This is a genomic window from Kitasatospora sp. NPDC001225 (assembly GCF_053597855.1).
This window is the reverse complement of the sequence record NZ_JBSFJC010000076.1, coordinates 1-14,335: the sequence shown is the minus strand read 5'-3', so window position 1 is coordinate 14,335 and position 14,335 is coordinate 1. Positions and strand designations below refer to the sequence as shown.

General features: G+C 64.6%; 10 protein-coding genes. 7 read left to right on the top strand and 3 right to left on the bottom strand.

All coding sequences use genetic code 11. The features are described from left to right. The first annotated feature begins 259 nt into the window (after positions 1-259). From ACWDCZ_RS24395 to ACWDCZ_RS24370, 6 genes are all read left to right on the top strand, one after another. Entirely contained in the window at positions 260-1,429 is a 1,170-nt protein-coding gene (locus ACWDCZ_RS24395) for a cysteine desulfurase family protein (RefSeq protein WP_449816958.1), read from the top strand. A gap of 55 nt (positions 1,430-1,484) precedes the next feature. Next, positions 1,485-2,588, top strand: a complete 1,104-nt coding sequence (locus ACWDCZ_RS24390; protein ID WP_117488401.1) for a DUF4007 family protein — start codon at positions 1,485-1,487, stop codon at positions 2,586-2,588. Further along, positions 2,585-6,151: an ATP-binding protein gene (locus ACWDCZ_RS24385; RefSeq protein ID WP_449816957.1), complete on the top strand. Its 3,567-nt coding sequence runs from the start codon at positions 2,585-2,587 to the stop codon at positions 6,149-6,151. The genes ACWDCZ_RS24390 and ACWDCZ_RS24385 overlap by 4 nt, the downstream gene beginning before the upstream one ends. A 2-nt stretch (positions 6,152-6,153) precedes the next feature. Next, entirely contained in the window at positions 6,154-6,990 is an 837-nt protein-coding gene (locus ACWDCZ_RS24380) for a phosphoadenosine phosphosulfate reductase domain-containing protein (RefSeq protein WP_117488397.1), read from the top strand. Positions 6,991-7,135: 145 nt separating this feature from the next. Further along, positions 7,136-7,738 carry a GIY-YIG nuclease family protein gene (locus tag ACWDCZ_RS24375; RefSeq protein WP_117488395.1) on the top strand — a complete coding sequence of 201 codons (603 nt, stop codon included), beginning with the start codon at positions 7,136-7,138 and terminating at the stop codon, positions 7,736-7,738. Positions 7,739-7,769: 31 nt separating this feature from the next. After that, entirely contained in the window at positions 7,770-9,062 is a 1,293-nt protein-coding gene (locus ACWDCZ_RS24370) for a DNA sulfur modification protein DndB (protein WP_449816956.1), read from the top strand. 253 nt (positions 9,063-9,315) lie between these two features. Here the strand turns inward: ACWDCZ_RS24370 and ACWDCZ_RS24365 are convergent, their stop codons facing one another. The 3 genes from ACWDCZ_RS24365 to argS all read right to left on the bottom strand — a co-directional run bounded on the left by ACWDCZ_RS24365 (position 9,316) and on the right by argS (position 13,138). Next, positions 9,316-10,053 (bottom strand): hypothetical protein, encoded by a 738-nt coding sequence (locus tag ACWDCZ_RS24365; RefSeq protein ID WP_449816955.1) that lies wholly within the window; start codon positions 10,051-10,053, stop codon positions 9,316-9,318. 12 nt (positions 10,054-10,065) lie between these two features. Further along, positions 10,066-11,145: a DUF262 domain-containing protein gene (locus ACWDCZ_RS24360; protein ID WP_449816954.1), complete on the bottom strand. Its 1,080-nt coding sequence runs from the start codon at positions 11,143-11,145 to the stop codon at positions 10,066-10,068. A gap of 232 nt (positions 11,146-11,377) precedes the next feature. Continuing rightward, on the bottom strand, positions 11,378-13,138 hold the full coding sequence (argS, locus tag ACWDCZ_RS24355) for an arginine--tRNA ligase (protein ID WP_449816953.1): 1,761 nt from the start codon (positions 13,136-13,138) through the stop codon (positions 11,378-11,380). Positions 13,139-13,479: 341 nt separating this feature from the next. On the opposite strand from argS, the gene ACWDCZ_RS24350 reads away from it, so the two are divergent. Continuing rightward, positions 13,480-14,256 (top strand): hypothetical protein, encoded by a 777-nt coding sequence (locus tag ACWDCZ_RS24350; protein WP_449816952.1) that lies wholly within the window; start codon positions 13,480-13,482, stop codon positions 14,254-14,256. The last annotated feature ends 79 nt before the right edge of the window (positions 14,257-14,335 follow it).

Here is a 14,335-nt window from a genome sequence, read left to right as displayed (position 1 = left end):
GGCCGCTCAGGCCGAGCGGCCGAACTCCCGTACCCCTCATGTCAGTTCACAGCCATAGGCAGATCGCCCCGCCTATGGGAACATTTGTTTCATTCTGGCCGGCGGGAGCCTTCCTTCGGTGTGACGTTCACGCCTCCCCTCCGACTGTCCTTCGCTCCGGCTAGGATCTCCGTGTACTACTGGTGGAGGATCTCGCGCCGGACGAGATTCGCCGCCAGTTGCCGAAGAGCGGCTAGAAGCGAGCGAAACGGGGTGGAGTGTGATTTATCAGTCACCTGACTCGGACCTGGCCTACCTCGACTACAACGCCACTGCGCCGACGCGGCCCGAAGCCCTCAAGGCAACGGTCGAGGCCATGAGTGCCGTCGGCAACGCCTCTAGCACCCATCGTTCCGGCCGGCACGCCGCCGAGCGAGTCGATCTGGCACGCCGTCAAGTAGCCGAACTCCTGAACTGCGCCCACGGTGAGATCGTCTTCACCTCTGGGGCGACCGAAGCCAACAACCTGGCCCTGCGGGCAGCATTTGGGATCGGGGGCCGGCTGGTCACGAGCCCGGTCGAGCATCCGGCTGTCCTGGAGACCGCGAAGACCATCACCTCCGGCAGCCCCGACTCCCTGATGCTGTTGCCCGTCGACGCGGACGGCCTGGTCGACCTGGATGCCCTTCGGAAGGCCCTGGCCACTGGTGAAGTGGCAGTCGTATCGCTGATGGCGGCCAACAACGAGACCGGGGTGATCACGGATCTCGGGCCTGTTGTCGAGGCTGCCCACCGTGCGGGAGCACTCGTCCACACGGACGCCACACAGCTCGTCGGCCGACTCCCGGTCGATCTTGCAGAGACAGACGTCGACCTCCTCTCCCTCTCCGCCCACAAGTTCGGCGGCCCGCAGGGAGTCGGTGCGCTGTTCGTACGTCGCGGTACCCCCCTGCCCTACCGCCCGCTGCTCATCGGGGGCGGGCAGGAGCGAGGCTGGCGGGCGGGAACTCTGAACGTGCCGGGCATCGCCGGCGCCGGCGCGGCTGCAGAGGCCGCCAGGCGTGCGCTGGCCACCGAGGCTCCCCGCATCGCACAGCTGCGTGACGCACTCGAGGACGCGCTCGTTGAACGGGTCGGCGATTGCCGGATCAACGGCGTGCGCAGCACGCGGCTGCCAGGGGTAACGAGCATCACGTTTAACGGCGCCCCGGCGGATGCTGTGCTCGCTGCCATGCCGGACGTGGCCGCATCAGAGGGCAGTGCGTGCTCCTCCGGCGCACCTAGCCCGAGCCACGTGCTCCTGGCCATGGGGCACAGTCGGGAGGAAGCCGACTCCACGGTCCGTTTCTCCCTCGGGTACGCCACGACCGCTCCAGAGATCGAGCGGGCCGCTGTGTCGGCGGTGCGAGCCGTCCGACATGTTCGAGCCGCTCTGACAGCTCCCCTGTGACAGGGCTCGCATTGCAAGACCATCCACGCCTTTACGGACACGGAGAACACCTCGCATGTCAGACAGCCGGCTCGCGGAAGCCGCCCACCCCGCCTTCGCGCGACACGAGACCTTCGCGCCGCGGTTCGGGTGGCTCCATAAGGCATACATGCAGGTGAAGGACCGCCCGGACACATTCCTTGCGGACGACGCCCCCGTTCTGCTCGGGGTCGGCAAGAACATGGCCATCGCCATGAGGTACTGGTCGAAGGCTTTCAAGCTGACTCGCGAGACCTACGGCGATGACTCCAATTCCCGGGCCATGTTCTCCTACCCCACGTGGGAGGCTCGGTGGCTGCTTGCCGAGGACGGTGCCGACCCCTACCTCGAGGAGCAGGGCAGCCTGTGGCTGCTGCACTGGTGGCTCCTGTGCTCGCGGCCCGGTGCCATGAGCTGGGCGCCTTCCTGGTACGTCGCTTTCCAGCTCGCCCCGTTCGCTCGCTTCTCGGCGCGTGACCTCACCCAGCTGATCGTTCGTCACGTGAACCTGTCGTATAAGGATGCGCCGGTGGAGGCGTCCATCGGCAAGGATGTCGACTGCATCACCAAGATGTACGTGCCTGCGAAGCGGGCCAAGGGCGGCGCACCCGGCGCACTCGAAGATCTGCTCGGCGGCCCGTTCCGAGAGCTTGGTCTGATGGCCGCGGTGGACCACCCGACCTCGGGGCGCCCGGAGTGGGAGTTCACGACCGGCTCGCGCATCTCCTTGCCTGACCGGGTAGTGGCGTACGCCTGCCTCGACTACGCAGCCCGCACGACTCGTAGCGCCGGGTCAATTTCCCTGGCCCGACTCGCCAACGAGCACGGAGCTCCCGGCCGGGCCTTCCGCGTACGCGAGCCCGACATCGCCGCAGCCCTGGAGCGGGTCGCAGCCACCACAGCGGGCCTGCAGGTGGCCGAAGCAGTCGGTCAGCGCAGCCTCGCGTTCGATTCCGACCCGTTCGAGCTGGCCTGGGACGTCCTTGACGCCCAGTACGACAACGTCCGAGACCGGCCTGACTTCCCAACCCGCCTGCAGTGGGACCTCCAGTACCCCAAGCTCGCCGAAGCGGCCGCGCGTGAGCTCAAGCTCCAGGACGTCACCGAGCCGACGCTCGCCCTGATCGAGGAGACCCCGTGACCACCGAGACCCCTACGCGGCCCAGCGCCGCCCGCAAGACCTCCGGTGGCCCCCGGTTCCCCGCCGGCGTCGAACTCGTCGGCTCTCGGATGCGCTCCACCAACGTGGAACGCGACGTGCTGGACGAATTGCACTCCCCGTACATCGGCGCCCGGGCAGTCGACGTTTTCGACCGTGTCGCCAACGCCCTCGGCGACCTGCGCCGGCCTCGGTCGTGGTCCTTCACCGGCCCCTACGGTTCCGGCAAGAGCACCCTGGCCAACCTCATCGACGCGACTCTCGGGTGCGACGAGAGCCGCCGCGCCGAGGCACACGCAGCGTTGGCCGCCGTGAGCCCCAGCCTGGCACAGCGCTTGGCCACATCCCGTGAGCAGCTGGCACCGGAAGGCTTCCTCGGCGCTGTCGCGACGGCCCGGCGCGAGCCTCTCGTCACCACCCTCTCCCGCGCCCTGCAGACCGCCGCCAAGCGGCGCTGGCCGTCCAGGACGCCCAAGGCAGTTGCCACCGCGCTGGCGCGGTGCGCTGATCCTGCCACCGCCAAACCTGAGGACATCGTCGCGGCAGTCACCGCCCTGTGTGCGCAGCAGCCTCTGCTGCTGATCATCGACGAGTTCGGCAAGACCCTGGAACACCTCGCAGGACACAGCGAGTTCTCCAGCGCGAAGGACGACCTGTTCCTCCTGCAGGATCTCGCGGAGAAGAGCGCCGGCAGCCGTGGCCTGCCGTTGTTCATGATGACGCTGCAGCACCTGTCGTTCATGGACTACGCCGCTCACTCCAGCGAGCTGCAGACCCGAGAATGGGCCAAGATCCAGGGCCGGTTCGAGGACATCACCTTCGCCCCGCACCTGGGCGACTCGGTCCAGCTCATGCGCCGCCGACTCGACCAGACCGCCGTGGCGGAGCCCGGCCGCAAGCTCATCCGGGCGCACGCCGAGGCAGCGGAAAAGGCATGGCGCGACCACGGTCTCAGCGACGTTGCCGATCTCTCGGCACAGGACTTCGCCGACCTCTACCCGCTCCACCCGCTGACCGCGGTCGCCGCGCCCCTCCTCGCGGCGCAGATCGGCCAGCACGACCGCAGCCTGTCCGGGTTCCTCAACAACGACGAGCCCCACACGGTCCGCCGTTCACTGGCCTCGTTCTCGGCCGACAAGCCGCGCCGGGCGAGCACCATTCAGCTGCCCCAGCTGTACGACTTCTTCCTCGACTCCGGCCGAACCTCGCTCCTGGCGTCGAGCAACGCGAGCCGCTGGATCGAGATCGAATCCCGGGTCACCGAAGCCAACGGCCTGTCCACCGCCGAGCAGAGCCTGCTGCGCACGATCGGCATGCTGAATCTGATCGACTCCGACGGCGCGCTGCGAGCAACCGCAGCGATGATCTACTTCGCGCTGCACGACCCGGCCGATGCGCCCAGCCCCAAGGCGTTCGCTGCCCTGCAGAAGCAGCTCAACGGCCTGGTGGACCGCGGTCTTCTGGTGCTCCGGGCGTTCAACGGCGAGTACCGCGTATGGCGTGGAAGCAACTTCGATATCGACGGGCGCCTCAAGGAGGTGCACAACCATCTCGATGAGGCAGCAGTCCTCCAAAGGCTCGGCGACTACCTTCCGCTGGCTGTCGCCGCCGGGCGGCACAGCCAGGTCACCGGCATGCTCCGCGCCTTGTTCGTCCGGATCTCCGGTGCTCAGACTCGGTCCATCGAGGGCCCGGACGAACTCAACGACCACGCTGACGGCCTGCTCGTCTTCCACCTCGGAACCATGGAGGACCGGCCGCTCGTCGAGTCGTCGCTGCCCGTGCTCCTCGGGACAACCGACGAGCCGGACCTGGTCCTGCGTGCCGCCTTCCATCTCGTGGCGTTGGAGGAACTGCAGGGCGACAAGTCCCTGGACCCAGTGGCTAGCCGTGAGATCTCCGAGCGGATGTCGGCCGCCAAGCGTGAACTCCTGGAACTGCTCAGCACAGCGTTCTTCCCGCTCACCCAGCGGGCCACCTGGCGCCTGTGGCGCTCAGGTATCCCCGCGGAGGCCGGCGAGGGTGAGGTGATCGAGAGCCGTAGCCTCAGCGGTCTCGCGTCCATCGCCTGCGACCGGGTATTTCCCGCGTCTCCGCGCATTCGCAACGAGATGCTCGGTCGCCATGAACTGACAAGCCAGGGAGCGGCAGCACGCGGCCGGCTGTTGATCGCCATGCTGACCAAGTCCGGCGAACGACACCTGGGCATCGGCAAGTATCCCGCCGAGCGAGCCATGTACAGCGGCGCGCTGGAGTTCATGGGTCTGCACCGAGAGAACGTCGGTACTGCGGACGATTCCTCGACCTCCCTGCTGCCCTACGGTTTCTCGCGGCCCGGTCCCGCCCACCCGCACGTGCTGCCCGTCTGGGAGGCCCTGGAGGCAGCGCTTTCGGACGCCCACAAGCGCACCGATCTCGATGAGATCTTCCGCGCCGTCATGGTGCCGCCCTACGGAGTCAAGGCCGGTCTGGTGCCTCTCCTCGTGGTGACCGCGCTCATCCTGCGCAGCCAGGACGTGGCACTGTTCGAGGAGGGCTCCTACCTGCCACGTCTGACTCCCGATGTGGTGGAGCGGATGGCCAAAGCCCCTGCCCGGTTCTCGGTGAAGGCCACACCCCTCGGTGACGGTCTGCGGCAGAACGTCGTCAAGAAGCTCTCACAGGCGTTGAGCGTCGAACCGCCCCGCTCCCAGGCACTGCGCAACCCCGCCATCCTTGCGGTGACCCGGGCTCTGCTCGAGCGGGTGATGGTGCTGACGCCCTACGCCCGACGCACGCAGCGGATCAGCAAGGACGCCATCGCGGTCCGCTCAGCGCTGTTCACCGCGCAGGATCCGGACGAGCTGCTGTTCCATGCCCTCCCGCAGGCACTCGGCCTCGACCCGATCAGCCCGGAGGCCCGCAAGAGCAGCAGCGGCAACAAGGGCTACACCGAGCGCCTCGCTGCCGCCGCTGAGGAGATCTCCGGCGCCGACCGAGCCCTGCGCGCCGAGGTCGTCGAAACCATCAGCCGCGAGTTCCGCCTGCCCTCGACACTGCCAGAGCTGCGTCAGGCGCTGGCTGCCCGCCTTCAGGGCTTCGCCGGGATCTCGCTCAGCCTTGAGCTGCGCGGATTCGTCGCCATAGCGCTGAATGAGGGCCTGCCGGACTCCGATTGGCTCGATCCCATGATCGTGCGGCTGTCGCACTCCGCCCTCGGAGACTGGTCCGACAACGACATCGCCCACTTCGCCCAGCGCGTCCGTGACATGGCTGCTGCTCTCGACCGAGTGAGCCACCTGTACAAGACCGGCAAATCGACGGGTCGTACGGAGGAGGCCCTCGAAGCGCGCCTGCTCACCCTGACCGACAAGGACGGAGGCGAGCAGCGCACGCTGATCTACCTGCCCGAGCAGTCCAAGCAGGAAGCTGAAAGCCTGGCTGTCAGTGTCCTGGAGCAAGCTGAGAAGACACTCGGCCCCGACGGCGCCCGCATCCTGCTCGCTGCCCTCGCCCAGCGCGTGGCCGAGCCCGCTGCCACCACCGCACTCGAGAGGACGGAGTGATCATGACCGACGCAACGGCCCCGGCCAAGAAGGTTCGGCACGTCATGGGCTTGTCCGGGGGGAAGGACTCTTCCGCCCTTGCCATCTACATGCGCGACCGAGTACCGGAGATGGAGTACTTCTTCTGCGACACGGGCGCCGAGTTGCCCGAGACGTACGAGTACCTCAACAAGCTCGAGGCCGCAGTGGGCAAGCCGATCACGCGGCTGAACACCGACCGGGACTTCGATCACTGGCTCGAGGTCTACCAGGGCACGCTGCCCAGCCCCCAGATGCGCTGGTGCACCAAGAACCTGAAGATCAAGCCTCTCGAGGACTGGATCGGCGAGGACGAGGTCATCTCCTACGTCGCCATCCGCGCCGACGAGAACCGCCTCGGCTACGTGAGCACCAAGCCCAACATCACCGCTGTCTTCCCCTTCCGAGAGGACGGCATCGACCGCGAGGGCGTTGGACGCATCCTCGACGAGGCCGGCACCGGTCTGCCCGGCTACTACGAGTGGCGCACCCGCTCCGGCTGCTACTTCTGCTTCTTCCAGCGCAAGCACGAGTGGGTCGGCCTCAAGGACCGGCACCCCGAACTCTTCGACAAGGCCGTCGCCTACGAGGAGAAGGTCCGCCATCAGGGCACCGCCATGCAGGGCCGTGACTACACCTGGTCCCAGGGCGAGTCCCTGCACCAGCTGATAGAGCGCCGCGAGGACATCGAGGCCAAGCACGAGGCCAACCTGGCGCGCGCCGCCAAGCGGATCAAGCCCAACCGCCCGCTGCTGGAGGTTCTCTCCGACGCCCTCGACGCCGATGACGACGAAGCGGGTTGCTCCGTCTGTCATCTCTGAGCCCTCTGGCTCTGCTCAAGAGTCCGGTTGGTGATAAATCATCACCAACCGGACTCTTTTCTGCCTCGCCCCACCAGTTGTCTGTGCTCCGTGTAAGGATGTGTGCGCTCGTTACACACCGTTACCCAGTCGGAGCGCATGAGGAATGGCGACACCAGACACTGTCGCGCGCGCGGTCATCCGGCATCGCCTAGATGCCAGTCCCGCGCTGGAGATCCAGCTCGGCATCGCTCCGATGATGGACGTGCCGGCTCATCAGGTTCTGCAGGGTGACCTCAAGCGACTCGCATCCCCGTGGGAGCGGCTCGTCGCGACCGAGAGCATCGTCAATGCGATACCCGACGAACCAGGTCTGTACATGTTCGTCTGGCGCCCGTCAATCGCGCTCGCCATGGCGGACCGGAGCGAGAGCAGCTTCCAGCAGGTTCTCTACATTGGACATGCGGGCGGGGCCGGAGAGCTGGGCAACACGCTCAGGAACAGGTACCGGGACTACAAGAAGCATCTGAGGGGGAACCCCGAGGATCTCTGGACCCGGGAGCCACCGACCAACCGGGGCGACCGGCTCACTCACTACCTCGCCCTGCACCCTTTGGAGTACTGGTTCGCGACCGTCGACGATCGATCGATGATCAAGAACCTGGAGAGCCGCCTGATCCACCTGTACAACCCGCCGATCAACATCCAGGGCGGCCCCACCCTGCGCGGCCGACTCAGCAGTATCCCCAAACCTGCGCTCCGCTCCTAGCCTGCGCTCGCTTCCTGACATCGAGGTACCCATGCCGTCCAAGACGTTCGTTCCCGCCTTCGAAGCGAAGGTGGGCAACTGGACCTACTACTCCTGCCTGATGAGCTACGCCCAGGTGGCCCGCGAGATCAACTTCGCGCACGAGCTCGGTGGGAACCGCGATCTCGGCACCATGATCCAGCGAGGCGTGGGCACCCGGACGCAGGAGATCACCGAGTACCTGCTCACCAACGAGAACCGCTTCCTCGGTGCCCTCATCATCGCGGTGTGGGGCGGAGACCCCAACTACCTGTCCGTGACGATGGATGCAGAGAACCAGGCTGTCCTCCAAGGGCTGGACCGAAACTTCGGCGTCCTCACCTTCGACGGTACCCAGCAGTTCTTCGCCTTGGATGGCCAGCATCGGCTCAAGGCCATCAAGGACGCGATCAAGCAGAACCCGGAGTTGGGGAACGAGGACATCAACGTCATCGTCGTACCGCACTTCGACACCGAAGAGGGGCGCCGCCGCACCCGGCGGCTTTTCACCAACATCAACCGCAACGCCAAGAGCACTAACCTCCAGGAGAACATCGCCCTCGACGAGGACGACAGCTTTGCCATTCTCACGCGGCGTCTGCTTGACGAGGACGACTTCCTGAAGCGCGACAAGGTCGTGCTCGTGTTCAGCAAGGTTGGCCAGGACGGCGAGATGGTCCTGGCCCAGCGCTCCGTCAACGCATCAAGCCCTGCGTGGAGCACCATCGCCGTTCTCTACGACATCATCAAGGAGATCGGCTACGACCTCCCCTGCACTACCGAGCAGACCAAACAGCGGGCGACCGACGAGCTTCTCGACCGGAGCTTCGAGCTCATCACCATCCGCCTCCAGGAACTCCTCGACGCATGCGGAAATCTGCGTCAGCGCTACCTTGCCTCGCCTTCACACAAGGAACTGCGCGCGCCCAAGGGGCGCGACGGTGCCGGCCACCCGTTCATGCGACCCGCCGTCCAGAACCAGGTGGCGAAGGTCGTACGGCACATCCTGGAGCAGGAGTCCTTGGAGTGGCCGGAGATCATGAAGCGGCTGTCGGCGCTCGACTGGAAGATGACGTCGGCACCGTTCTCCTCCATGTGGATCGAAACCCCCGAGGGCACGAAGACCAAGGGCAAGATGGCCAGCGGCAACACCCAGTTGCTGTACGACCTCCTGCAAGTTCACCTCGCGCCGCGGTCCAAGGCACAGATCAGCAGGGCATTGCGGGCATACACCGACGTGATGAAGACCAAGTACCCCGTTCCAGCCGAAGAGCTGTTTGCTCTCCTTCCAGTCGATGCCGACTGAAATCGTCGTTGCTCTCAGAGCCTAGCTGGCAAAGGTCTCCGGCTTGATCCTGTCGCTAGCGCCGATTGGCGATTGCTAGTAGGGCCGCATCGAACTGCGGCCCTACTAAGTACAAAATTGGCACCATGGCCCGGCATTTCTGGAGACTTTTATGGAGGCGACCGATGCCCAGAATGGCACGGCGCGAATTTCTCCGCCTTTGAGGCCGCGGTTAAGCAAGATGTTTGCGAGATTCACGCCGGCAAGGGAAATTTTACTCTGACGCAAAAAGGTCTGCGATCCGCGCGGCAGCGGAAGCGCAAACCCTCTGAACTGGGCCAGCCGTCAGGTTATTGTAATTCCCGGGAGATCCATCGAGCGCGAGTACCCCCAGTAGGCGATTCGTGTCAGCGTGCACAATAGGAAATGCTCCAATAATCCCATAGCGTCCGCGGACTTGTTCAAACTCCGCCCAGCTCATCCCCATTGTTAAATCAGGGGAAAGTTCGTCCCACTTTTCCTCGGTCCACGTATGCTGATCCGAATGATGGGTATCGAAATCGTATTCGTGATATCTGCGGAATCGCCAGCATTCTCCGACTATCCCCTTCCCTTCGAGCCATTCAATATCACTCGGAGGTTGCATGTCGTTGAATCGAAGCCTGGCAAGTCGAACTAGATGCTTCTCCCGGCTCCATGCTTTTTTCTCAATAGAGAATGCCTGGAGTCCAATCTCGCTAGCGCGCAGAGCTGTAATATCCTCAATCTGAACAAGAGCAGTCGATAGGGCCGATAGAACCTTGGATCGAGTTACTCTTTTGCGTTCCTCCTTCCGCTCCTTGCGTGCTACTCGGACGGGCTCATAGATGGCCATGGCTGCGATAACCGCGACAGCAGCAAGCATAAGAGTCTTGCTTGTCTGAGTTGGTGGATTGCGAAGGGAGTTTGTTGCAATAACAGCTGCAGCAAGTGCCTGCAGCGCTGCACGTGCAACGGCAGCAGCAGTCTTCAACGAAACCGCCACCTACGCCCCCCGGAGAGGTGCTTCTTCAGCTGGGTCATCACTTGAAAATAGGGAGGATTGAAGGCGTGCGAGGTAAATTTTGTGCCTGATCTCAACATTCTTCCGCGTTGCACCTTCGCGCGTGAATGCCGAAATATAGCTGAAGAGATCGACCTTGTCTGGGTCGGTGCTTCCATTTTCGTCGACAGCAAGCAGCTCATCCAAAGCTCCTGCTGCTTCAAGGCGTTCTGACTCAAAGTTCAGATGGCTTTGCAGGATATCTTGCTCTCTGCCGGACAGGTCATGCTCGGCAAGTAGAACCCTGAGGGCCAAGAAGAGGTCGACGAATGCCCATCGGGTCTTGATCTTCCCTGGATCTGTTCGGGCAATCCGCGCCATGAAATCCAAGGTCATTGAGCATTTTTGGGCAATTTCGCCCGAAGGATCAAAATCTTTATCTTCATACAGGGAAAATAGGTCGGCAGCTTTAAGGTCCGCCGGGCCGTTAGCCTTTTCGAGGCGAAGTGCGATGGCGCCGAGCTCCTGCCACGAAAATCGCTTGTTTGGATTTCCGCTCAGGGCTGAGAAAAGTGGATGACTGTCCGCAAGGCGGTCGACATAGTCCCGCACCGGGCCAGCCATTGCGTTACGCTTTTCTGCAGGGTTTAGAGACTCGCCTTCCTGTAGTCGAAGGAACAGTTCCCGCACAGATGCTTCGGACGCATCTCGAATCTCCGAGATGCTCACCTTGAATAGGCCGATCCGATCTTGATCGTTCTCAGTAAGGTCTGAGTAGAATTTTCCAACCATCTCACCCGGGAGATCCTCTGAAGCGTCGCCAATGGGGTAGTCGCCATCAAGGAAAGCCCAGAGTGCGCGCAGTCGCTGCTGGCCATCAATGACTTCATGGGAGTATATTTCGCTCGACACTTTCCGGAGGTAGATCTTCGGCATGTCGTAACCGCGAAGGATTGAATCGATGAGAAGTTGCTGCTTGCGGACATTCCATACCGGTCCACGCTGATATGCAGGACGCGGGTCGATCCTTCGTCGGATCTGGTGCACTGTATAGACAGTCCAGGTCTCATTGATCGCTTCCACTGCACTCCCTTGTGTCAAGATATCGACGAAGATTCTGCGGTTTCGAGTTTCCCCGATTCACGCCTGCTGAACCTGTATGGCTTGGCGTCGTGCCTTCTTGCCTAGTGAAGGTTGCTGAGGGTTCGTCTAGGCAGCCAAGATAGCGGCTAGCCGGACGACCCACTCCCCGAGTGCTCGATACAGCCAATCGCGGGGCATTACTATTTCCGCTCCGCGCATACGGAATCTCGAATCACAGGCGCTCGGGCGTCCCGATTCCGAGGAGGTCCATGCCCTGCTGGAGCGTCTGTCCGGTGAGCTGACAGACCAGTAGCCGGGTCTCCATGATCTCGCGGCTGGGCGCCTTGAGGACAGGGCAGTGCTCGTAGAAGGCGGTGTACGCCGACGCCAGGTTGTGCAGGTAGGCACAGAGGCGGTGGGGCTCGAACGTTGCGGTCACCTGGGTGATGGTGGCGCCGAACTCGTCGAGGAGGAGTCCGAGGGCGCGTTCGGCCGGCTCCAGGGCGAGGTCCTGGTGGGCGGTCGGGGTGACGCCTTCGGGGGCCTTGCGCAGGATGGACTGGATGCGGGCGTAGGCGTACTGGAGGTAGGTGCCGGTGTCGCCGTTGAGGGAGACCATCCGGTCGGCGTCAAAGATGTAGTCGCGGGTGCGGGAGGTCGAGAGGTCGGCGTACTTGACCGCGCCGATGCCGACCTGCTTGGCCCGGTCCTTGAGCTCGCCAGTGGCGAGCTGAGGGCTCTTTTCGGCGACGACGGTGCGGGCCCGGTCGGTGGCTTCGTCGAGGAGGTCCATGAGGCGGACGGTCTCGCCGGAGCGGGTCTTGAAGGGTTTGCCGTCTTTGCCGAGGACGGTGCCGAAGCCGAGGTGCAGGGCGCGGACGTTGTCGGGGAGCCAGCCGGCGCGGCGGGCGGTCTCGAAGACCATCTGGAAGTGGAGGGCCTGACGGCTGTCGACGACGTAGAGGAGTTGGTCGGCGCCGAGCATGCCGACGCGGTCGCGGATGGCGGCGAGGTCCGTGGTGGCGTAGCCGTAGCCGCCGTCGCTCTTCTGGACGATGAGCGGGGTCGGATCGCCGTTGGGGCCCTTGATGTCGTCGAAGAAGACGCACAGGGCGCCGGCGGAGCGGACGGCGACGCCGGAGGCTTCGAGGTCGGCGCACACAGCAGCGAGCATCGGGTTGTAGTAGCTCTCGCCGACGGCGTCGGCGTCCTCAAGGAGGACGCCGAGGCGGGCGTAGACGGCTTCGAAGTAGACCTTCGACTCATCGACCATGCCCTGCCAGGACGCGACGGTCTCGGCGTTGCCAGCCTGGAGGTCGACGACGCGTCGGCGGGCCCGGTTGGCGAAGTCGGCGTCGCTGTCGAATTTGGCGCGCGATGCCTTGTAGAGGCGGTTGAGGCGGGACATCGACGGGCCGGAGTCGGCGGCCTCGGTGTTGTCTCCGAGTTCGTCGGGGTGCTCGACGAGGTACTGGATGAGCATGCCGAACTGGGTGCCCCAGTCGCCGAGGTGGTTGCGCCGGATGACCTTCTCGCCCGTGAACTCCAGGGTGCGCACGAGCGCGTCGCCGATGATCGTGGAGCGCAGGTGGCCGACGTGCATCTCCTTGGCGATGTTCGGCTGGCTGTAGTCGATCACTGTGACGCCGGGCTCTGTGGCGCTGCCGACACCGAGCCGGGTGTCCGTCGTGCGGGCGGCCAGCCGCTCCAGGATCGCGGCATCAGTGACCGTGACGTTGACGAATCCGGGGCCGGAGACCTCCAGGCCCGCGATGACCTCATCCGCGGCCAGGTGCTCGAGAACGCGCGTGGCCATCTCACGAGGGTTGGTCCGCAGAGGTTTGGCGAGACTCATGATGCCGTTGGCCTGGAAGTCGGCGCGGTCGCTTCGTCGCAGCTGGGGGTCGCTGTCCGCTGCGTCGGGAAACGCGGTGGAGATCGCCTGAGCAAAGCGCTGCTGCACCGCGTCGGCGATGGAGAGGACCGTAGCCATAGAACGAAGGACCACTTCTGTGAGAGGGCGGAGCTGCGGACGGGCCGCGGGAGTCGTACAGCAACCGCGCCAGGTAGACGGTCGGCGCCGCACGCCGATTATCCCACGCCCTTGCGGGCGAGAAGCCGATTAAGGGCAGCTGGACCGCACGCCAGGGCTCCCCAACGGCAAGGGTTATCAACGGAGCTGAACGATCATCAGTAATTGAGAGCCACCACTCCGCTTTGCGCGGTTCCGTGCGGCCTGGGACCCGATGGCCGAATCTGTTAATTCGATCGAACACACGGTGACGGGGCGGCTACGGTGGCACATCTGCATGCGGCACTCGGGAGGGGAGTGGGGTGAGCAGAACGGTGAGGGGTGCGCGAGGTTCGGGGGATCTCGCGGTCTCGGTTCGGCAGGCGTTCGACGCGGAGGGAAAGGAGCTCTCCTTCGACGACCCCGGCTTCATGGACATCGGTGGCCGGTTACGACGGTTTCGCCACTGCGGGCGCGACCTGGTGGCGAAGCTCCGGCCGCTTGAGGCGGCGCGCTCAGAGCGGGATCTGGCTGCCGAGTCCGCGCGTCGCCTGGGCGGGTTGACGGTCGACGGGCTCGGCGCCGTAGAGGTCTGCGTTCCCGAACTGGTTCCGTTGCCCGGGCGAGGTGCCGCACTGGCCTCTCCGTATCTGGGCAGGCGTGTGTCGGCTGAGAGCGGGGCGGACGGTCTGTCCGTGTCCGTCATCGCCAGCTTGCTTGTGGCCTTGCTCGACCGAGGGGTCGAGGCATCGGGGTGCGTGCCGCGGAACATGTTCCGCCAGAGCGGGCGGACGGTTCTGATCGACTGGGAGGACGCGCTCCTGGTGCCGGCCGGCGCCGCCCCCGACGAGTTGACCCTGATGAAGTGGGACATCGCCTGGTCCGACCTGCTCGGGCGGGACCTCAAGTTGAGGGAGCGAATCCCCGCCTCGTCGCCCGGCGAGCAGGCGGAGCTGGACGACTTTGAGACGGTCCTGGCGAGCTGGCTCCCCCAGGCCGCGACCTACAGGGACGTCCGCCGTTACGGGGTCGAGGTGACGCTCGCGAGTGAACTCCCGGCAGAAAGAGCCGGATCGGCTAGGGTCTGTGTGATGTTGTGATCAGTTGGGTGGTCGCACGAGGTCGTCTATCCAGATCATTGAGGCGCGGAGGTGGAGGCCTGCGAGGTAGCTCTCGGGC